This is a genomic window from Nodosilinea sp. FACHB-131 (genome assembly GCF_014695395.1).
Lineage (GTDB): Bacteria > Cyanobacteriota > Cyanobacteriia > Phormidesmidales > Phormidesmidaceae > Nodosilinea.
On record NZ_JACJOF010000004.1, the window covers coordinates 132222 to 151021 of the forward strand.

General features: G+C 57.4%; 16 protein-coding genes and 1 tRNA gene. 7 read left to right on the top strand and 10 right to left on the bottom strand.

Going from position 1 to position 18800, the window contains the following annotated elements; all coding sequences use genetic code 11:
- Nucleotides 1–563 precede the first annotated feature (563 nt).
- Nucleotides 564–2333, top strand: coding sequence for an ATP-dependent zinc metalloprotease FtsH (gene ftsH / locus H6F75_RS01430; protein WP_190748512.1), 1770 nt, complete (start codon nucleotides 564–566; stop codon nucleotides 2331–2333).
- A gap of 80 nt (nucleotides 2334–2413) precedes the next feature.
- Here the strand turns inward: ftsH and H6F75_RS01435 are convergent, their stop codons facing one another.
- Nucleotides 2414–3610 carry a Coenzyme F420 hydrogenase/dehydrogenase, beta subunit C-terminal domain gene (locus H6F75_RS01435; protein WP_190748514.1) on the bottom strand — a complete coding sequence of 399 codons (1197 nt, stop codon included), beginning with the start codon at nucleotides 3608–3610 and terminating at the stop codon, nucleotides 2414–2416.
- 307 nt (nucleotides 3611–3917) lie between these two features.
- Here H6F75_RS01435 and H6F75_RS01440 point away from each other — a divergent pair, with 307 nt between their 5' ends.
- Complete coding sequence (locus H6F75_RS01440; RefSeq protein WP_242019573.1) at nucleotides 3918–6053, top strand: serine/threonine-protein kinase; 2136 nt, start codon at nucleotides 3918–3920, stop codon at nucleotides 6051–6053.
- 49 nt (nucleotides 6054–6102) lie between these two features.
- Here the strand turns inward: H6F75_RS01440 and H6F75_RS01445 are convergent, their stop codons facing one another.
- From H6F75_RS01445 to gvpA, 6 genes are all read right to left on the bottom strand, one after another.
- The gene (locus H6F75_RS01445) at nucleotides 6103–6573 is read right to left on the bottom strand and encodes a gas vesicle protein K (protein WP_190748516.1); all 471 of its coding nucleotides are present in this window, start codon (nucleotides 6571–6573) and stop codon (nucleotides 6103–6105) included.
- A 50-nt stretch (nucleotides 6574–6623) separates the two neighbouring features.
- Entirely contained in the window at nucleotides 6624–6845 is a 222-nt protein-coding gene (locus H6F75_RS01450) for a hypothetical protein (RefSeq protein ID WP_190748518.1), read from the bottom strand.
- Nucleotides 6846–6935: 90 nt separating this feature from the next.
- Nucleotides 6936–7241 carry a gas vesicle protein gene (locus tag H6F75_RS01455; protein WP_190514919.1) on the bottom strand — a complete coding sequence of 102 codons (306 nt, stop codon included), beginning with the start codon at nucleotides 7239–7241 and terminating at the stop codon, nucleotides 6936–6938.
- A 57-nt stretch (nucleotides 7242–7298) separates the two neighbouring features.
- Nucleotides 7299–8663: a gas vesicle protein GvpN gene (gvpN, locus tag H6F75_RS01460; RefSeq protein ID WP_190748520.1), complete on the bottom strand. Its 1365-nt coding sequence runs from the start codon at nucleotides 8661–8663 to the stop codon at nucleotides 7299–7301.
- Nucleotides 8660–9874, bottom strand: coding sequence for a hypothetical protein (locus H6F75_RS01465; protein ID WP_190748522.1), 1215 nt, complete (start codon nucleotides 9872–9874; stop codon nucleotides 8660–8662). Before H6F75_RS01465 ends, gvpN begins: the two co-directional genes overlap by 4 nt.
- 287 nt (nucleotides 9875–10161) lie before the next feature.
- Nucleotides 10162–10380 (bottom strand): gas vesicle structural protein GvpA, encoded by a 219-nt coding sequence (gvpA, locus tag H6F75_RS01470; RefSeq protein ID WP_073608715.1) that lies wholly within the window; start codon nucleotides 10378–10380, stop codon nucleotides 10162–10164.
- A 304-nt stretch (nucleotides 10381–10684) separates the two neighbouring features.
- Here gvpA and H6F75_RS01475 point away from each other — a divergent pair, with 304 nt between their 5' ends.
- Complete coding sequence (locus tag H6F75_RS01475) at nucleotides 10685–11155, top strand: tetratricopeptide repeat protein (RefSeq protein ID WP_190748524.1); 471 nt, start codon at nucleotides 10685–10687, stop codon at nucleotides 11153–11155.
- 184 nt (nucleotides 11156–11339) lie between these two features.
- Nucleotides 11340–12704 carry a glutamine synthetase family protein gene (locus H6F75_RS01480; protein ID WP_242019575.1) on the top strand — a complete coding sequence of 455 codons (1365 nt, stop codon included), beginning with the start codon at nucleotides 11340–11342 and terminating at the stop codon, nucleotides 12702–12704.
- 51 nt (nucleotides 12705–12755) lie between these two features.
- Here the strand turns inward: H6F75_RS01480 and H6F75_RS01485 are convergent, their stop codons facing one another.
- On the bottom strand, nucleotides 12756–14480 hold the full coding sequence (locus H6F75_RS01485) for an ABC transporter substrate-binding protein (RefSeq protein ID WP_279308276.1): 1725 nt from the start codon (nucleotides 14478–14480) through the stop codon (nucleotides 12756–12758).
- Nucleotides 14481–14785: 305 nt separating this feature from the next.
- Between H6F75_RS01485 and H6F75_RS01490 the strand changes: the two genes are divergently transcribed.
- Nucleotides 14786–15520 carry a GvpL/GvpF family gas vesicle protein gene (locus H6F75_RS01490; RefSeq protein ID WP_190748527.1) on the top strand — a complete coding sequence of 245 codons (735 nt, stop codon included), beginning with the start codon at nucleotides 14786–14788 and terminating at the stop codon, nucleotides 15518–15520.
- Between the two features lie 74 nt (nucleotides 15521–15594).
- Nucleotides 15595–15840, top strand: coding sequence for a gas vesicle protein GvpG (locus tag H6F75_RS01495; RefSeq protein WP_190701148.1), 246 nt, complete (start codon nucleotides 15595–15597; stop codon nucleotides 15838–15840).
- Between the two features lie 7 nt (nucleotides 15841–15847).
- Here the strand turns inward: H6F75_RS01495 and H6F75_RS01500 are convergent.
- Nucleotides 15848–15919 (bottom strand) — tRNA-Gln (locus H6F75_RS01500).
- A gap of 264 nt (nucleotides 15920–16183) precedes the next feature.
- On the opposite strand from H6F75_RS01500, the gene H6F75_RS01505 reads away from it, so the two are divergent.
- Nucleotides 16184–17419: a DUF3095 domain-containing protein gene (locus H6F75_RS01505; protein WP_190748528.1), complete on the top strand. Its 1236-nt coding sequence runs from the start codon at nucleotides 16184–16186 to the stop codon at nucleotides 17417–17419.
- A gap of 45 nt (nucleotides 17420–17464) precedes the next feature.
- On the opposite strand, the gene argJ is transcribed toward H6F75_RS01505, so the two are convergent.
- A complete protein-coding gene (gene argJ / locus H6F75_RS01510; protein ID WP_190748530.1) occupies nucleotides 17465–18706 on the bottom strand; it encodes a bifunctional ornithine acetyltransferase/N-acetylglutamate synthase in 1242 nt (413 codons plus the stop codon).
- Between the last annotated feature and the right edge of the window lie 94 nt (nucleotides 18707–18800).

Consider the following 18800-nt stretch of genomic DNA (forward strand, 5'->3'; position numbering starts at 1 on the left):
CCTAGGGGTGTGCACCTCAGGCTTCTATCTTAGTGAGAACTTCATATTGTGTACTGAGTATTTTTTCGATACTTAATCGAATTTAGGTAACTTTTTTATGCCGAGCACTAGTCAAATACTTAGATGACTAGTGCTCTATACCGACCTTGACCAAGGTGTGGGCATAGGCTTCGAGACCGGTATTGAGGTCGCTGAGTTCCTGGCGCGGGTGGGTGATAGCTCCGCCCTTTCCCGTAGGCCATAGAAACCTCTTCGAGCTGGCTCGCCTCAACTTTGACTAGGGAGGCTAGGGGAACGTTTGGCTCTATATATACGTGATACGTGGCACTGATTTTGGATTGAGAGTTGCACTGCCTGATTACGGGGAGTACGGCAATCCTCCAGGCCAGGTTGTAAGCACCGTATAACTGGCATTTGGCCCTTCGGTAACTACTGCTAGCTTGGGGCGTTTCCCCTATGGAAGGGCAAGGGCAGATACTGCAAGATCAAGAAAGTGAGCGGTTGGCGAGGATCTTCCCCAGCTCCTCGCACCTTTGTTGCCCCTCTCCTATAGGATTTGACCCATGAAAACGGAAACCCCCTTGCAGTCGGTCTACAGCACCTTTGTGGAGCAGGTCAACAGTGCCCAGGTGCAGCGGGTGACGATCGGGCGCGATCGCATTGACTACACTCTCAAGCCTGAATTTGGCCGCCGCCGCTATACTACGCAACCGATTGGGCCGACGGATGAGGTGATCAGCAAGCTTAAAAGCCAGGGAGTGCAAATTACCATTGCCCCTGAACCTTTAACGCCAGCGAGCATCGCAGGATTGATTATTTCATCAGGCTTGCTGGTCGGAGCCCTGGCCCTAGCTGCAAAATTTAGTAGCGTGGGCGGCGGTGTTGGCACTGCTGTGGGCATGGGTAAAAGCAAGGCCCGCAGCTATGGTAAGAGCAAGACGGGCATCACCTTTGCCGATGTGGCTGGGGTAGACGAGGCCAAGCAGGAACTGCAAGAGGTGGTCGACTTTTTGGCTAATGGTGACAAGTACCGTAAGCTGGGAGCCAAAATTCCTAAAGGGGTATTACTGGTAGGGCCTCCTGGCACCGGCAAAACTCTGCTAGCCAAGGCTGTTGCTGGCGAGGCTGGGGTACCTTTCCTCAGCATGGCAGGCTCGGAGTTTGTGGAAATGTTTGTGGGGGTTGGTGCTTCACGAGTGCGCGATTTGTTTAATAAAGCCAAGCGCCAGGCTCCGTGCATTGTGTTTATTGACGAGCTAGATGCGGTCGGTAAAACCCGTGGCGGCAACCCTGTAGGCGGCAATGACGAGCGTGAGCAAACCCTAAATCAGCTGCTGACCGAGATGGATGGCTTTGACGGCAATGACGGTGTGATTGTAATTGCTGCCACTAACCGTCCCGAAACCTTAGACCCGGCCCTACGCCGCCCAGGCCGTTTTGACCGTCAAGTGCTGGTCGATCGCCCCGATAAGAGCGGCAGACTAGAGATCTTACAGGTTCACGGTCAAGGCGTAGCCCTTGGTGAGGATGTGAACCTGGCAGAAATTGCTGGGCAAACCGCTGGTTTCGCTGGAGCCGATCTGGCCAACCTGGTTAACGAAGCGGCGCTGATGGCCGCCCGCCACAATCGTCAAGCAGTGCTGATGACTGATTTTATGGAGGCGATCGAGCGGGTGGTCGCCGGGCTAGAGAAGCGGTCTAGAGTGCTCACGCCGATGGAGCGGCAGACGGTGGCTTACCACGAAGTGGGCCATGCCTTGGTAGGGGCACTGGTGCCGGGTGGCAACCGAGTAACCAAAATCTCTATTGTGCCGCGAGGGCTAGGAGCCTTGGGTTATACCCTACAAATGCCAGAGAACGACCGCTTCTTGATGCTTGAAGACGAACTGCGGGGACAACTCGCCACCCTGTTGGGGGGACGCGCCGCTGAGGAAATTGTTTTTGGCAAAGTCTCTACTGGCGCTAGCGACGACATCCAAAAAGCAACCGACCTGGCTGAGAAAGCAGTGACCCAATACGGCATGAGTGCCAGCCTTGGACCTGTAGCCTTTGCCAAAGCCTCGGCCCAGTTTCTAGATGGAGGGAGTGACAGGCGGGTAACTAGCCCCGAAGTGGCTACTGAAATCGATCGCCAGGTGAATCTGCTGCTCAACGGTGCTCGCACGGTGGCGGTGGCCATCCTTCAGCTCAATCGGGGGTTGTTGGAGTCTGCCACTCAAACGCTGCTTGAGACAGAGGTGCTAGACGGTGAACAGCTCAGGGCAGTTTTGGCCCAGGCTCAGGCTCCTGCGGAACTAAAAACCTGGCTGGCTCAGGGCAATAGCGTGGTGTAGCAAGTCCCACAACCGCTAAGGTTTTTTCTATCGATAAGGGGGCGGCGCGATCATCGCGCCACCCCCTTTTTGCCTACAAGTTAATCGGGCAGCTTGTACTGACTGACAATGCGCTTGGCAAACTCGGGCACATGGGCGGCTAGCTTTTGCGGATAGTTGCGCTTGACGTATAGGTAGTTGCGGGTGAAGTGGGAATCGATCGAAAAGCGGGCGTACTCTAGCCCCTTGGGGCCGATGCGCTCGATCACGACACCCATTAGCTTGGCGGCCCACATGGGCAGGGTAACGGCCTTATCGTAGGCAGGGATGCTCTGCTGTACGGCAGCCTTGCGATCGCCTACCGACATCACCGGCTGGGTATCGAGCTGGTCCATTACGGTGTCGAGCATGGCCTGGCCGCGATCGTTGCGCACCACGATCCACTGCCAGCCAAAGGGGGCACCCATGTAGCCCACGACTAAATCAGCCAAACCGTTCACATAGTCAAAACAGCTCATGCAGGAGGGGGCAAATACATCCTTGAGCTGGTTGGTCTTGAGGCCAAAGAAGGGCACCGTTTCGGTAGAGCCATCTTCATGCTTGAAGTGCACCCGAAAATCCTGCATGAATTCGTAGTGGACTACCGTGTTGGGCGATCGGCTAGTGGTTTCGAGAAACTTTTGTAGCCCGGCGCGGCTGACGTTATCGACACAGGGGGTACCCAGTACGTAGAGCTGCTCCAGACCCAACTGCTTTTCCACCGCCCGCAGCGCTTGGATCTGGCAACCGACGCCAATCACTAGCAGGCGCTTCATGCCCGATCGCTCAACCTGTTCCAAGACGGATAGGTTAGGCGACAGGGTGGGCTTATTGACCCGCGCTGCCAAGATTTCTTCGGGGGTGGTAGCGAGGACTGGCTGGGGCTGGAAGCGATCGCTCTCCGTATTCTGAACGCACACCACCCCCTCCACGAGCCCTTTGGTCAGCATTTCAATGGCAATGGTGCTGACGATACCGGTCCACTGCGCCCCCTCAATGGGCTGCTGCTTGCGGGCGGCCATCATGTCCTGGTGCACGCCAAAGTAGACATCGTTCTCAGCCTCTAGATCGCGGCTGCGCCCGTGGGTCTGCTGCTCCAACGTCGGGAACTGTTGATTGAGAAAGGCGCAGGCCTCTTTGACGTAGTGAATATAGTAGGTATCGCAAAAGCCGCACTCGCTACAGAGTTCTTTGGCGGGGCGGGTGGCCCCAGGGCGGAGGGCTTTGGCTTTGTTGTGGGAAGGCTGGGCCAGGGTCATAGGGACGGTGGTGGATTGCTCAGTAACAGCTGTTCTTCACCATACCGCACGGGTTTGGGCCGGTTGGCGCGATCGCCCAATTATTACGAAATATAGCGCCGGTTCCACGCCTTGACCGAGCATTAAACGCTCCAGCACTGTAGTAAAAACGAAGATTGAGACTGCGATCGCCCTCAGCTCCCGCTACGCTTTTGTTTAGCTCAGGAATTACCTAGCGTCGTTATCCTGCCTCCCCTTGGTTGTGCAGCACCATTCTGTGCCTTAGCCGGCTGGGCAAAATCCCCCTCTCCGACCGATTGCGGGTTAAATGGAAGTAAGCATAAGCAGAAGCTATGCCTCCGCTTCCGGGTTTACCGTTGTGATGATCTGCTGCCTCAATCCCCACTGCGCCCAGCCTAATCACGCTACCCTGGCTGCGGTTTGCCCCACCTGCGGCAGCCCTTTAGAGCATCGTCTCCGGGGCCGTTACCGTCCCCTGAAGCTGATTGGCCGGGGCGGCTTTGGGCGCACCTACTTTGCCCTCGATGCCGATCGCCTCAATACCCGCTGTGTGATCAAGCAGTTTGCTCCCCAAACTCAAGGCACCAAGTCATTCTTAAAGGCTGTACAGCTGTTTGAGCAGGAAGCGGTGCGGCTGCACGAACTGGGAGAGCACCCACAAATTCCCACGCTGTTGGCTTACTTTGAGCAAAATAAGTATCTCTACCTGGTGCAGCAGATGATTCAGGGGCTTACCCTGCATCAGGAAATTTCGGCCCAAGCGGCCTACAGCGAAGGAAGCCTGCGCCAGCTGCTGGAAGATCTGCTGCCAGTGCTGCACTTCATCCACGAGCACGGCGTCATTCACCGAGACATCACTCCATCGAATATCATCCGGCGCAAAATTGACCAAAAGCCCGTGCTAATCGATTTTGGCGTGGCTAAACAGTTTAGTGAAGCGATTCGCTATGAGCCGGGCACACGCATTGGCACCGAAGGCTATGCCCCTATTGAACAGCTGCGCAGCGGTCAGGCTTACCCCTCCAGTGACCTCTATAGTTTGGGGGCCACCTGCCTACATCTGTTGACTGGCCGCAAGCCAGAAGATTTATATAGCCCTCAGGAGGGCCGCTGGCTGTGGCAAGAGCACCTGCAAAAGCAGGGGCGCACCATTCACCCCGGCCTGGCGGAGGTGCTCAACTACATGACTAAGGATTTGGTTAGCGAACGCTACCAAACTGCCCAAGCCGTGCTGGATGATTTGCGGCGACTGCCCAAAATTGAGGGTGCGGTGCCAGGCTGGGTTTCAAATCAGTCTGGCCAAAGCCTATTCAGCGGCATCGATCGCCCCCCCCTGAGCAGACCAGGTCAGTCGGCTGGCCTGGTTATGCCCACTACCTCGCTGCCTTCTATAGCTGAGCCCCAGATTCCCCCGGCTAACCCTACCCCCAGTCCTCAGTCGGGGCCGATTTCAGGCAAACCTGCCTCTGGTTCGCTTAGACCCGTGGGCTCCCAGCCAGTTAGTAATGGCCCCAGCTCACGGCCACCTAGCTCGCAGCCGCCAAGCTCTGGCCTGGGCTGGCAGCTCATGACTACCTTGAAGGGGCACCAGTCGTGGGTTACTGCCCTTGCTTTTAGCGCCCAACAGCCCGTGCTAGTCAGTGGCAGCCTAGATGACAGCGTTCGCATTTGGAACTGGCAAACGGGAGACTTGCTGCACACCCTTAAGGGGCATGCTCGGGGTGTTAACGCTGTGGCCATTGATCGGCGCGGGCAGCTGCTCGTCAGCTGTGGCGATGATGCGACCGTAAAAATTTGGCAGATAGGCGATGGAACGCTACGTCACACCCTCAAGGGCCATTTGCGCGATGTGAATGCGATCGCCCTTGGCCACGGTGGCAACCTAATCGTCAGTGCCAGTGAAGACGGCACCCTGAAGCTGTGGAATCTGAGCCAGGGCAATCTGATTAAAACTCTGCCAGGTTCGGCGGGCATGCTCAAAACCGTGGCCTTTGCCGCTGCCGACCAGCGGCTGATTAGCGGCGGACTCGACAATACCGTACGCCTTTGGGATGCGCAAACCGCCACTACCCTCAAAGTTCTGGTTGGCCACACTAATACCGTCAACCAAGTAGCGATCAGCCCAGACGGTCGCCTGATCGCCAGCGCCAGCAAAGACCGCACCGTGCGTCTGTGGGATTTGACCGCAGGTACCCTGCTGCATACTCTCCAAGGCCACACTCAGGAAGTGAATACTGTGGCCTTTTTCCCCGACGGTCAGCGGCTGGTTAGCGGTAGCAGCGACGGTACCCTACGGTTTTGGCACAGCAAAGACGGCACGCTCAAAAATACCCTATCGGCCCATATCAATCCTGTGCATCAAGTAGCGGTACAGGCGGGTGGCAAAGTGTTAGCTAGTGCCAGTACCGATAAGACCATTAAGCTGTGGCAGTGGCAGGGGTAGGGAAGTAGGAGGGTGGATGGGTAGGAGGGTGGATGGGTAGGAGGGTGGCCTAGATGGGTTTGGAGGTGAGCACTAGACGTAGCTTGGCGTGGATGAGGTTGAGCTGAGCCATCCCCAGGTCAACGTCGCCTTCGACGACAACACCGGTATCAAGGAGGCGATCGAGCAGCTCTAGAATAGTCGGGTTCTGATTTTTTTGACCAGGGTAGTAGTTCCCTTCTTTGGGTAGCAGAGTACCGATTTCCCCCAGGTCAATGTTGAGGTCGACCGGGTCAACATCAAAAATTTCGCACATCGAAATGACCTGCTCCTCTAGCTTGCGCAGGCTGTCGGCGGCTCGCTCGAGGTCATTGTCGTTCAGGTCGCCCGATTCCATTCGGCGAATTACTTGAGCTTCCATGAGCTGCCGCACCAACTCAATGACGGTGAGCAGCAGCGGCGCTAGGCCTGCATCGGTTTTGGCAGGGGGCTGTAGCGCCAGATTGGTCAACAGGTCTGGCTCGGCATTTTCGGAAGTCATAGCCACAGTCTAGTGCATCTCAAAAGGCGATTCTGCCTCTGTTGCACTGGCTATGACCGATTTTGCCACTGCTGTTGAAGCCATTGGCGACGGGCTTCTTCTGCTTTGGCTCGACTTTGTTGGTGACCCATGCGGCTGGCATCGACTGAGCGCAGGCATTGGTGCCTGAGCACCAGGCCTTGCCTATCGCCCTGACTGCGGCTGGGGGCCGAGCGAAAGCTGGCAATTGTACGGCTAGTGGCAATTTGTCGAAGGGTGCGAAGCGTCAACATGACGGTATTCAGAAAACAACAATAAATGGAAAACCCCTGGATCCTATGAACCCGGGGGTTGATCTGAAACAAATCGACTGGGTTGCTGGCCTAACTTACGGGTTCGGCGGACCGCAGAGCCTTGAGTTCGGCTTCTAGGGTTTCTAAACGGGTTTGGAGCTGTTGATTGGCCTCTAGCAGTTCATTGGTGCGGCTGCTGAGGTAGGGGTCACTTTCCCACCAATTAATGCCGATTTCGCGAGCTTTATCTACCGAGGAGATAATTAGGCGAATGCGAATGCTCAGCAGTTCTGTAGAACCGACGGAGACCGAGATATCCCCGGCAATCACAATGCCTTTGTCGAGCACCCGCTCAATGACATCTACCAGGGAAGACCCCTGGGTGGCAGTAGCCATGCTTCGACCGGGTTGGGGGCGGGTCGTGGGGGTGGAGGGGGTCACAGCAGATTACCTTCAGTTAGAACTCAGCTGATAGCCCTGGAGCTGCCCGTCAGTTTCCTGTTTTTCTATTAAGCTCTGATCGAGCATCGACTTAATAGCGTTAACAGCCTGAAAGCGATTTAAATCTAGGGCTGCTTCGATGTTAACGAGAGATGCGGTACCAGTCGCGTCGAGATAGTCGAAAATGCGGGTTTCAATATCATCGTTGGGGCTGACCTGCACCCGGAGCATCTCTGTCGAAGACTCAGCCTTAGCGGGCGCTTCTACTAGGGTTTCGCTTTCAGTCTCGGGGACGGCGGACCCGACGAGTTCTTCCTCCTGAAGGTCTTGGGCCTCGATGACGGGCTTATCCTCAATCACAACATTGTCTGTAGCAGACTCAACCAGCGTCTCAAGGGGCTGAAGTGGGGCGTCATCCTCTTCTTCGCCATGGAAACGGGCTGCGGGCTGGGCCTCGGGTTTGAGGGTAAGGTCGTTGACCAGTGTGGCCTGGGACACTACAAAGCGGTTAAACAGGTTCCACAGGTGGCGAGTGGCTTCTGGAGTAGGCTCTTTAGAGCGGGCCAGCAGAATGTCGCTACACAGGTCGCGGAAGTCGGCATTTTCGGCTAGGGGCAAAATGCCGTGGTCGTGGCAGATGGTAGCAATCATGAGGCTAGGACGCAGACTGGAGACCATGTCTGGGGCGACCGCTGACTGGAAAGCCTTGACTAACTGCACAATTTGCAGAGCCGCGGAGCTGTCGATGCCAACCTTTTGCACCAAAATTTGCTGCTGGGCCAGTTCGTCAGGCTCAGGCATGTTGATGGTGATGAGGCGATCTTGCAGCGCATCTTGGGTGCCGTGGACGCCGCAGTATTCTTCCGGGTTGGAGGTAAGAATGGCGCGGAAGTGAGGGCTGACGCGGATGTACTCGGCCCGGTTGTTGCTGGGAGGTAGCACCAGGAGTTTTTCTTCGAGGGCCGACAGCAGCACGTTGTTGACTTCGGGACGGGAGCGGTTGAATTCGTCGTACACCATGGTGAAGCCTTCGCGGCAGGCCAGGGTGAGGCGCGAGTCAGTCCAGTTGTGGCGCAGCTCGTCTTCTACCTTCACGACGCTGTGGATGTAGTTGTCGACCACTTTTTTGCGCGTGTAGCCCGACTGGTTGCCGATCAGGTCTGAGGTCTTGAACTCGTCATCGCCAAACAGCAGCATGATGGGGCGGGCCAGCAGGTCAGCCAGGTGCAGAGCCAGGGTGGTTTTGCCGGTGCCGGCGGGGCCTTTGAGGTGAATTGAGTACCCCGATTGCAGGTACCGCAGGGCTCTGAGGCTGGTGCGCTCTAGAGTGGGGGTGGAGACAAAGTTGCGGGGGCGGGCTTGTAGAACGGTGTTCACAGAACGGCTTCCTCTTGGACGAGATAGGTACGATCTTGCTTGACTACGAGGTCTTTTTGGATGAGCGATCGCAGCGCGTCTACCGCCTGAAATCGGTTGATGCCCAGCTCGGTCTCAATTTCGCTGAGACGGGCACCCTGAGCCAAATGCAGGTAGTTGTAAACTACCTCTTCAAGGGAAGGGGCTTCGGGGGCGGGGGGCGGTTCCACAACCGCCGCTGGGGCAGCTGGGGCCATGACGGTGGCAACTGGGGCAGAGCGGGTTGCGGCTACAGCACGAGTAGGAGCGGCCTTGGCCACGGCCGACCGAGCCGGAGCGGCTTTGGCCGCCGGAGCCGCCGGAGCTGGGGCAGCTTTTGCTACCACAGCTTTTGGTGCCGCTTTAGGGGCCGCCTTGGCTGGCGCTGGAATTCTGGGTACCGAGGTGGCGGCAGGCCGAGTCGCTGCAGGGCGAGGGGCTGAGGGCTGGGCTACGGCAGCGCCGCCCCAGACCACGTGGGAGAGCTGGGCTCGCTGGGCCTGAAGCTGGTGGCGAAAGTCGGCCAGTTCGGTAAACATGGCGTCTACGGAATCGCTCAGGGCGGCGCGATCGCTCTGCCGCTGCTCCTGGTTGACCACCGCTGCCTGCTGGCGCACAGCGGTCAAGTCTTTGAGGGTGGCCTGCACCTGTACCTGGAGGTCTTCGACGTAGGCGGTGAGCTGGGGCAGCAGTTCGGCCCGCACCATGGCCTGCTGTTGGCGATAGCCCGCCCGATCGACAGCGGTTTGGGCCTGAATGTCGGCTACCTGTTGCTGCACCTGGCGTAGCTCTTGGGCAATTTCTAGGCGCAATTCGCTAACCGTAGCCTGGAGGAGCTGGCAGTCGTACTCTAGCTGCTGGCGCACTTCAGCGGCGCTAATTTCGCGATCGGCCTGGTAGTTGGCGAGCAGCACTTCGGTATCGGCCTGGAGCTGCTGCACGTAATCTTGGCGGGCCTGCTGCCGGGGTAGGATCTGGACGACGCGATCGGCGGTCGTTTGAGCTAGCCATAGGGTAGTGTTGGCGCGCAGGTCGGCCATCAGCTGGTCGAGGTCTTGGCGCAGCCGCACGGCGTGGGTCAGCCGATCAGTCTGCCAGCGCTCTAGGTCAGCAGAGACCTGATCGCGTCGGTTAACCACCTCGCTCTGGCGCAGCTGTCGAGCGGCTTGCCACTGGTCATAAAGTGCTGTCACAGAACTGCTCTCCCTTTAGTGAAAATGAAACGGGGTAAATATGTGGAGAATATTTGAGAACGGCAAGGAGAGGAAATGGCGCGGAGAGAAGAACGTTGCCAGACTCTAAAACTTAGCTATGTTTGAGTGTCTTAGCGCAATAATAAGGCGCTGTTCTGAAGCTTGCCGAGGGCAGAATTGCCGTTAGTAGTCGCTATTTAAGCCTTGAGTTTGCTTGATTTATGGGGCAGCTAAACATTGGTTGATCCAGTATTCCGCTGCCCCATTAGGTATCAAAAACGGCGCTCTTAGGCAGCAGGTACAGCAGCTTGAGCGGTCAGGCCGACAGCTTCGGCGTACTTTAGGTAGGTGTCAACGGAAGCGATGACAACGCGGGCTTCGATAGCCAGCAGTTCAATCCCTACCAGAGAAACACGAACCCAAGCATCGATCACAATGCCTTTATCCAAAATGCGGTCAACAACTTCAGCCAAGCTAGAGGAAGAGTTTACTTTTTCGACAGCCATGATTTTGAATCCCTAAACGATTAATGTGTTCAATGAAATTGCAAAGAGAATGCCATTGGATGCACCTGGCTGCTACTGCAAAGAAGCGGTAGAAACAGACTCAGTGCGTAGGGCTTATTCCTTGCACATTTGTAGTCTGCCCATCTGCTTAGAACTGCTCACAACTTTGAAAAAATCAGTTCACTTATTGTTACTTGCAACGCTTTTAGCCCTGAGGGCTAACGGCTAAAACGCTTTTAGACAGCCAATCTCAGTCAAATACTTGATAATTAAAGGCGCAACACAACGGTTAGGCAAAGGAAGCATGGATGACTCGACCCTAGAAGTGCTGCTGCAGAGCCTGAAGCAGGCCGACGAGTATCAGCGCGAGTTAGCAACCGCTGCTCTCTGGCAGCGCTGGTTTTACCAAAAGGGTGAGGTGGGCAACCAGCGTTTGCAAGACGCTCAGGCTTTAGTGGATAGCGGCCAGCTGGATGCGGCAGAGGCCCTGCTTTCAACTTTGGTGAGTGAACTGCCGGATTTTGCTGAAGCCTGGAATCGCCGAGCGGTACTCTACTTTGTGCAACGCCGCTACGCGGAAGCCCTAACTGACTGCGAGCGGGTGATTGGGCTGGTGCCCTACCACTTCGGAGCACTCCATGGGCTGGGGCTGTGCCATGCGGCCTTAGGGCAGTATGGGGAGGCAATTCAAGCGTTTCGTCGGGCGTTGGTGGTGCAACCCTACGCGCTGGTCAACCAGCGTCTGATTTTAGAATGTACAGCGCAGTTGAGCTAGGAGCCTGGTATGGCTTGCCAACGTCTGGTGGGAGCACCACGGCACCGCATCAATAGATCGCCAGCAATCAGGACCAACCCAAGCAACCTACTCAGTTCCCGTCTTGTTTGGTGAGGGATGTGGAGGGGCCTACTATGATTGGGTTGCTGGGGGCCAAGATTCTTAGGCTCCAGACGACGATTTTATGCCAGACAGGTCTATGCCAGAGAATGCCTCGACGATCTTGAGCCGGCTGCAAGAGGGCAAGATTCGTTTTGTGCGGGTGGTGTGGTGTGACAACGGCAACGTCATTCGCGGCAAGGCAATCCATATTGATGCACTGACCCGGCAACTAGAAGGGGGAGATGCTGTTGCCGTGGGTCTGTCGGCGGCGCAGCAGGCAATTCCGGTGGTAGCTGATGCAGTGGCCCCCGGTAGCGGGCTGGGGCCGGTGGGGGAGGTCTGGCTGGTGCCCGACTGGGAGACGCTACAGATGCTTCCCTACGCGCCTGGGCAGGCTCGGGCGCTGGGAGAGATGGTGAAGGATGGCCAGCCCTGGCCCTGGTGTTCAAGGCAGTTTCTCAAACGTATGGTGCAGCGGGCGAGCGATCGCGGGTTGACGATCAAAGCGGCCTTTGAGCCGGAGTTTTACTTGCTTAAGCAACGTGACCCAGACATTCTTCCTGCCGACAATCTGCCCTTTGCCACTACGCTGGCGATGGATCTGCACCAGGAGGTGGTGATGGCGATCGCCGATGCCCTCAGTGCCCAGGGCATGGCCGTAGAGCAGTATTACCCCGAGTCGGGGCCGGGGCAGCAGGAAATTTCGGTGCGCTACACCGATGCCTTAGCTGCCGCCGATCAGCATGTAGTCTATCGCGAGACGGTAAAGGCGATCGCCCACCAGCACGGTCTAGTTGCTTCCTTTGTGCCCAAGCTGTTTGAGTCCTGTGCAGGCAGCGGGTGCCACCTGCACTTGAGTCTGTGGGAGGGAGAGCAAAATCTGATGCCCAATGGGGCTGGTGGGCTCTCCGACACTGCCCGCTCCTTTACCGCTGGGCTACTGCATCACCTGCCCGCCCTGATGGCGATCACCACCCCCAGCCCCAACTCTTATCGGCGGCTGCAACCCCACAGCTGGAGCGGCGCCTACGCCGCTTGGGGCATGGATAATCGGGAGGCGGCGCTGCGGGTGCCGAGCAATTTTTCGCTGCCCAGCCCCACCCATCTGGAGCTGAAGACGGTGGATGGGGCGGCAAACCCATACTTGGCACTGGGAGGGGCGATCGCCGCTGGTCTCGACGGCATTGCCCAGGGCTATTCGCTGCCGGAGCCGGTGCAGCAAGACCCGGGGAGTTTGTCGGAGGAGGAAAGGGGCGATCGCGGCATTGCCCTGCTGCCTCGATCCCTAGCGGAGTCTCTCGCTGCACTGGAGGCCAATCCTCTCCTGTTGGATGCTTTGGGCGCACCGCTAGCCCAAACCTATCTGGCGGTGCGGCGAGCAGAGTTAACCGCTATGGCAGGCATGACTTTGGAGGCCGAGGTTAGCCTACTGCTCGATCGCTACTGAGCCACGCCATCCTATGCAGGGTGCATCGCCGCCCAAAATCCAAAAGACAGGCTACTCAACAGTTAATTCATGGATGTTCCAAAGGGCGCCACCGAGGGCGGTAAATTTCACCCCCTGCACCCGGTTGCGCACAGCGGTGAGCGATAGGTTGTTGATCAAGTACATGAACGGCAGGTATTCCTGGGTGAGCTGCTGGGTTTCTTTGTACAGCTCAAAGCGCTCGTCTTCGTCGATTACCTGGGCGGCCTGGATGTATAGATCGGCAATGCGGCGCTCCCAGTCGGCGGCCTGCCAACCCTCCAAGGGGTCTTGACCAGGGCCAGCGTTCTGGTTAAACGCGTGGAGGGCACCGTCGAGGAGCCACACGTTAGCACCACCGTTGGGTTCTGTGCCGCCCGTTAGGCCCAGCACCAGCGCCTCCCATTCCAAACTGTCGGTGAGGCGATCGACTAGAGAGTTAAAGGCTAGTGGCTGAAAATCTACCTGAATGCCCAGCTTGGCCAGGTCATTCTTAATTTGCGCCCCAATCGCTTCACGAATTTTGTTGCCAGAGTTCGTAATCAGCGTGAAGCGCACCCGGTTACCTTCGGCATCGAGCAGGTTGTTGGCCGCGTTGTACTGAAACCCATTGGCCAGCAGCAGCTGCTTTGCTTTTTCAAGGTCGTAGTCATAGGTGCGAATACCCATCTCGGGTGGGGCAAAGAAGGGGCTAGGCACCGACATGGGTGAGGTCTGGGGTTGCCCCAAGCCCTGAAAGATGTTGTTCACCATGGTCTGGCGATCGATGGCGTAGGAGACCGCCTGGCGAAACGCTACGTTGTTGAACCAGGCCGATTTAACCGGGTTGACCAAAGGCTTACCGTTGCGGCTAGCGCGGTTGAGGTTAAAGGCAAAAAAGTTGGTGCCCATGCCTGGGCCGCCATTGTAGATGGTGAAATCGCCACGCTCTTCTTCGCGCTTTAGCAGCGAGAAAAAGTCGGGCTGCACGCTCTCCAGGTCTAACCCGCCCGAGCGAAACTGGAAGAAAGCCGTATCGGTAGAGCCGACAATTTGCCAGACAATCTGCTCAATGTAGGGCTGCTGGTTGCCCTGGTCGTCTTTTCGCCAATAGTAGGGGTTGCGCTCAAAGACCAGCCGCTCCCCAGAAATATATTGGGCTAAGCGGTAGGGGCCATTGCCCACGATTTTCTTAGGGGCCGTGTCAGTGCCCCAGGTCGAAAGAAACAGGGGGTTGCCTTGGCCATCGGCGCCCTCTACTGTGGGCCGCAAAATATGGGCTGGAATAACTTCTAAAGACGTGTTTCGCAGCATTGGGGCAAAGGGCTCGGGCAGCGTAAACTGCACCCGGCGCTCGTCCACCTTGCTGACCTGCGGAAAGCGCCCTTCGGTGCCAATGCGAAACCCGTCGCGGCTGTTGGTTGGAATGGCTGGATTGAACAGCACATCGTAGGTAAAGACCACGTCGTCTACGGTCAGGGGTTCGCCGTCAGACCAGCGCAGCCCATCGCGCAGGGTAAATACCAGGATGGTGCCGTCGTCGGAGATCTCCCAGCTTTCGGCCAGGGCGGGTACGGTCTCGCCACTAATCCCATCGGTGGTAGTTAGCCCCTCAAAGGTCAACCCAAAAATGTTGGGCGACTCCTGACTGAGAATGGGGTTGAAGGTTTTTGGGTCGCTCAGGGCGCTCAGCACCAGGCGGGGCACATCGGCGCTGGCTCGGGCAAACCGAGTCGGGTCGCAGCCGGCACTGGCTATACCAACCAAAATTACCAGCATCAGGGCTACAAGTCGCTTAATCTGACTGTGCCCGGTAATGAGACTGAGCCAACCTGGGGCTGTATGCGATGCCGTTGTCATGGTTGTGACCTCCTAACCCGCCAAGACAATGCCTCACACACTATAGCGAGTTACTCCTAGAGATTTTCACTCGCAGCGGTTTGAGTTGCGATCGCCCTAAGCGCAGCCTTTCCCCAGGCGTTGGACTGTAGGAGCGGTGGCCTAACTACCCAGCAGCTTTGACTACCCTGTCGAAGGCTTTGAGGGTTTGGGCATCCTAGGCGCATCCCCCAAGAGACTATCCTATGGCTGATCGCTACTATCTTTACGGTATTTTCCCGGCCCCTGGCCCCGCTGAGTTACCCCTGGTGGGTTTAGACGAGCAGGTGGTGCAGGCTCAACAGCTGGGCGACTTTACCTTTCTCTATTCCCTGGCTTGCCAGAAGCGCTACCTGTCGAGCCGCAAAAATCTGCTGGGCCATGAAAAGGTGCTAGAAGCAGCCATGGAGCAGGGCCACCGCACGCTGCTGCCGCTTCAGTTTGGTTTGATTGTCGAAAGCTGGGACCAGGTACAGGAAGATTTGGTGACTCCCTATGCTGAGGACCTGACCCAGTTGTTTGGGCGGCTCAACGGCTGCCGGGAGGTGAGCGTTAAGGTGCAGTGGGAACCCTCCACCGAGCTGGAGTTGATGATGGCCGAAAATGCTGACCTACGGGCCCAGCGCGACCAGCTAGAGGGTACGCAGCTGGGTATGGAGCAGGTGATCTTCATTGGTCAGCAGATTGAAGCGGCCCTAGAGGAGCGCAAGCAGGGAATTGTTGACCAGTTTCGCCAAGCGCTGTCTCCCTTGGCAAAGGACGTGCTCGAAAACGCGCCCCAAACCGATGTGATGATCTACAACGCTGCTTTCTTGATTCCCTGGGAGAGCGAGGCCGAGTTTAGTCAGGCGGTGGAAGCTATAGACGGCACCTTTGGCGATCGCCTGCGCATTCGCTATAACAATTTCACTGCTCCCTACAACTTCGCCCAGCTCAAGTAGGGATTTAAGGTTTAGGAGTGCAAGGCAATCCTTGCGCCCTAAACCCTGCACCTTGCACCCTAATAATTTTTTCCATGCTGTTTAAACTTCTCTTTGCCCCCGTGCTCGGCCCCATTGAGGGCGTCAGCTGGGTCGCTAACAAACTACTAGAGCAGGCCGACGTAGCCACTAACGACCTCGAAAGCCTGCAAAAGCAACTGCTCGCCCTCCAGCTTGCCTTCGACATGGGAGAGGTGGCTGAGGCAGACTTCGAAATTCAGGAAGAGGAAATTCTCCTCGCCATCCAAGCCATTGAGGATGAGGAAGACGAAGATGAGTGACTCAAAACTGGGGTGCTAGGATTCGAACCTAGGAATGCCGGGACCAAAACCCGGTGCCTTACCACTTGGCGACACCCCATTGCTTTCGCTTTGATAATATAGCAGGTTGCGTGGCGCTACTGTCAACATTACTTGAAAACTTGAAGCCAGAACCTGCCTTCTCTCTCTAGAGCGACGTGCCAGCCCCTTCTAGAATCGAGGTATGAGCACAGCATACAAAGATATGGTGTAGCTCACGTCTGGCATCCTGAGAGCCAGCAATTTGGGTTTCACAATATGTAGAAACAGGTAGTTTACCTGGGGTCTTTTAGCGCATCGTTACTGCCAGTTGGGCTTGCTCTCCATGTCTTCTGACACGTTCTACGCCGACCTACCGCCCCTCAAGCAATTTTTAGAATTAGCTAACCCTCAAAACTACGTTGAGGCTCCAAACGATTGGTATGTGTTGATTACCGATGTGGTCGATTCGACCCAGGCGATCGCGCGAGGACAGTACAAAGAGGTCAACGTGCTGGGGGCCAGCTCGATTATGGCGGTGCTCAACGCCACGGCTCCCTTGGAGATTCCCTTTGTGTTTGGGGGCGACGGAGCGCTGCTGTTGGTGCCCCCTGGGGCAGTGCAGACGGCTCGGGAGGCGCTGCTGGGTGTTCGGGCGCTGGCCCATGAGTCGTTTGGGCTAGATCTGCGGGTAGGGATTGTGCCGCTGGCGGCGATTGCCCCCCAGCACCCGGTGCGAGTGGCAAAAATTCGCCTTAGCCCCAGCTATTACCAGGCCAGTTTTATCGGCGGTGGCCTCACCTACGCCACTGAATTGATTAAAACCGATTCGACTTATCGGCTAGATGCGCCGGGCGATCGGTCAACTACTAACCTGGCTGGGCTAGAGTGCCGCTGGCAAGATATCCCCAGCCCGCGGGGCCATACCCTGAGCTTGATGGTGGCGGCGCTGCCCAGCGGTGGCTACGTCAACAAATATCTGTATCGAGAAATTCTGGAAACCATCGGCGACATCTACGGCGGGGGGGAAAGCTACCACCCTGTGGCTCCGTCGGCCCTCAATCTATCAATCAACCCAAGGCGGCTGCGGGCCGAGGCAAAAGCTAGAGCCAAAAGTACTAGATGGGGCGATCGCGTCACCTACACCGCTCGGGCCTATCTGGAAAGCCTCTTAGGTTTAGGCCTGATGCGGTTTGACGTGGAAGCGGGCGGCGTTGACTGGGGCCGCTACAAAGCTTCGGTGCGGGCCGCCTCAGACTATCAAAAAATTGACGATATGCTGCGCATGGTGATTGCCGGCAGCCCTGCTCAGACCGACCAGATTGTTGCCTACCTGGAGAGTCGGCTGGCCCAGGGCCATTTGGTCTATGGGGTGCATGTGTCCGACCGAGCGCTGATGACCTGCCTGATTATGGACCGGCGCGATCGCCACTTTCACCTGATTGATGGAGCCGATGGCGGCTACGCCTTGGCCGCCCAGCAGCTCAAGGCTCGACTTCAGGGTAAAGCCCAAAACTGGCAGACCTACTCGCGCTTGGCCCGCCGCCGCCAGCAGCTGGGACGGGGGGCGCGGCAGCCCTAGGATAACGACATGGACATTTTCAGCGAACCTAGTAACCCCAAGTGGCTAGGTCGTATATTCGGCGTTGATCTTGACGTAGTCGTAGCTCAGATCGCAGCCCCAGGCCTGGCCGCTGCCGGGGCCATCGCCAATGCTGACCTGAATGGCAACAGTATCGGTTTTCAGGTATTCGCCCTGGGTGGCCGCCGTCAGGTAGGCGCTGGCGGCGGGGCGATCGAAGTCCAGGGGCTGACCGTGCTCCATCAGCAAAAACTCTCCCAGCTGCACCCGCAGGTCGCTTTGGTCAAAGGTAATGCCGGCTCGGCCAGCGGCGGCGGCAATGCGGCCCCAGTTGGGGTCGTGGCCAAAGATAGCCGCTTTTACCAGGGATGACCCGGCAATGGTCTTGGCCACCTGGCCCGCAGCGGCGGCGGTAACGGCTCCGGTGACGGTGACTTCGATCAAACAGGTGGCCCCTTCGCCGTCGCGGGCGACGCATTTGGCCAAGTATTGGCAGACGGCCGTGAGCATGGCTTCGAGCTGGTCGGCCTCGGCCCCTTCGTCGGTGATGGCGGGGGTGCGCGACTCGCCATTGGCCAGGGCAATTAGGGTATCGTTGGTGCTGCTGTCGCCATCGACGGTGATCTGGTTAAAGCTGCGATCGGCGGCGCGGCGCAGCATATCTTGCCACAGGGTGGGCGACACGGTGGCGTCGCAGGTGACAAAGGCCAGCATGGTAGCCATATTGGGGTGAATCATGCCCGAGCCCTTGGCGATGCCGCCGATGCGCACCGGGCGATCGCTGATAGTGGTTTCCATCGCCACCGATTTGGTCACCAGGTCAGTGGTAACAATCGCCCCAGCGGCGGCATCAGAGCCTTCAAACGACAGACTTTCGACCAGCTTGGGAATGCCCGCCTTGAGCTGGTCCATTTTGATGCGCTGGCCAATTACTCCGGTCGAGGCAATCAGCACGGCTTCGGGGGGCAGGTTGAGGGCAGACCCTAGGGAGGCAGCGCTTTCGACCGTATCGACCCAGCCCTGGTTGCCGGTGCAGGCGTTGGCTTGACCGGCGTTGATCAGAATAGCGCGGGCGCTAGGGCGAGCTTCGAGGCGCTGGCGGCAGTAGTCAACGCAGGCGGCGCGCACGTGGCTAGTGGTAAAAACTCCCGCTGCGATCGCCTCACAGTCTGAATAGATCAGTGCCAGGTCAGGCGCACCAGAGGGTTTGAGCCCTGCGGTAATTCCCGCTGCCTGGAATCCTTTGGGTGCCGTAATGCCCCCCTCAATCAGCCGCCAGTCTGCCATGCTGTTGTTACCCCATAGGTCTGCCGGGGATTATACCAAGCTTCACGGGTAAGGAATCCGCAAGCGCTTGGAGGAGCGGGCGATAATACCCATA

Excerpts from the sequence above, each read along its gene's own strand:
- H6F75_RS01435 (WP_190748514.1), bottom strand. The coding sequence starts at position 3,610 with ATGACCCTGGCCCAGCCTTCCCACAACAAAGCCAAAGCCCTCCGCCCT.
- ftsH (WP_190748512.1), top strand. The coding sequence starts at position 564 with ATGAAAACGGAAACCCCCTTGCAGTCGGTCTACAGCACCTTTGTGGAG.
- H6F75_RS01495 (WP_190701148.1), top strand. The coding sequence starts at position 15,595 with ATGCTGTTTAAACTTCTCTTTGCCCCCGTGCTCGGCCCCATTGAGGGC.
- H6F75_RS01480 (WP_242019575.1), top strand. The coding sequence starts at position 11,340 with ATGCCAGACAGGTCTATGCCAGAGAATGCCTCGACGATCTTGAGCCGG.
- H6F75_RS01485 (WP_279308276.1), bottom strand. The coding sequence starts at position 14,480 with ATGCTGGTAATTTTGGTTGGTATAGCCAGTGCCGGCTGCGACCCGACT.
- H6F75_RS01440 (WP_242019573.1), top strand. The coding sequence starts at position 3,918 with ATGGAAGTAAGCATAAGCAGAAGCTATGCCTCCGCTTCCGGGTTTACC.
- H6F75_RS01505 (WP_190748528.1), top strand. The coding sequence starts at position 16,184 with ATGTCTTCTGACACGTTCTACGCCGACCTACCGCCCCTCAAGCAATTT.
- argJ (WP_190748530.1), bottom strand. The coding sequence starts at position 18,706 with ATGGCAGACTGGCGGCTGATTGAGGGGGGCATTACGGCACCCAAAGGA.
- gvpA (WP_073608715.1), bottom strand. The coding sequence starts at position 10,380 with ATGGCTGTCGAAAAAGTAAACTCTTCCTCTAGCTTGGCTGAAGTTGTT.
- H6F75_RS01475 (WP_190748524.1), top strand. The coding sequence starts at position 10,685 with ATGGATGACTCGACCCTAGAAGTGCTGCTGCAGAGCCTGAAGCAGGCC.
- H6F75_RS01455 (WP_190514919.1), bottom strand. The coding sequence starts at position 7,241 with ATGGCTACTGCCACCCAGGGGTCTTCCCTGGTAGATGTCATTGAGCGG.
- H6F75_RS01445 (WP_190748516.1), bottom strand. The coding sequence starts at position 6,573 with ATGACTTCCGAAAATGCCGAGCCAGACCTGTTGACCAATCTGGCGCTA.
- H6F75_RS01450 (WP_190748518.1), bottom strand. The coding sequence starts at position 6,845 with ATGTTGACGCTTCGCACCCTTCGACAAATTGCCACTAGCCGTACAATT.
- H6F75_RS01490 (WP_190748527.1), top strand. The coding sequence starts at position 14,786 with ATGGCTGATCGCTACTATCTTTACGGTATTTTCCCGGCCCCTGGCCCC.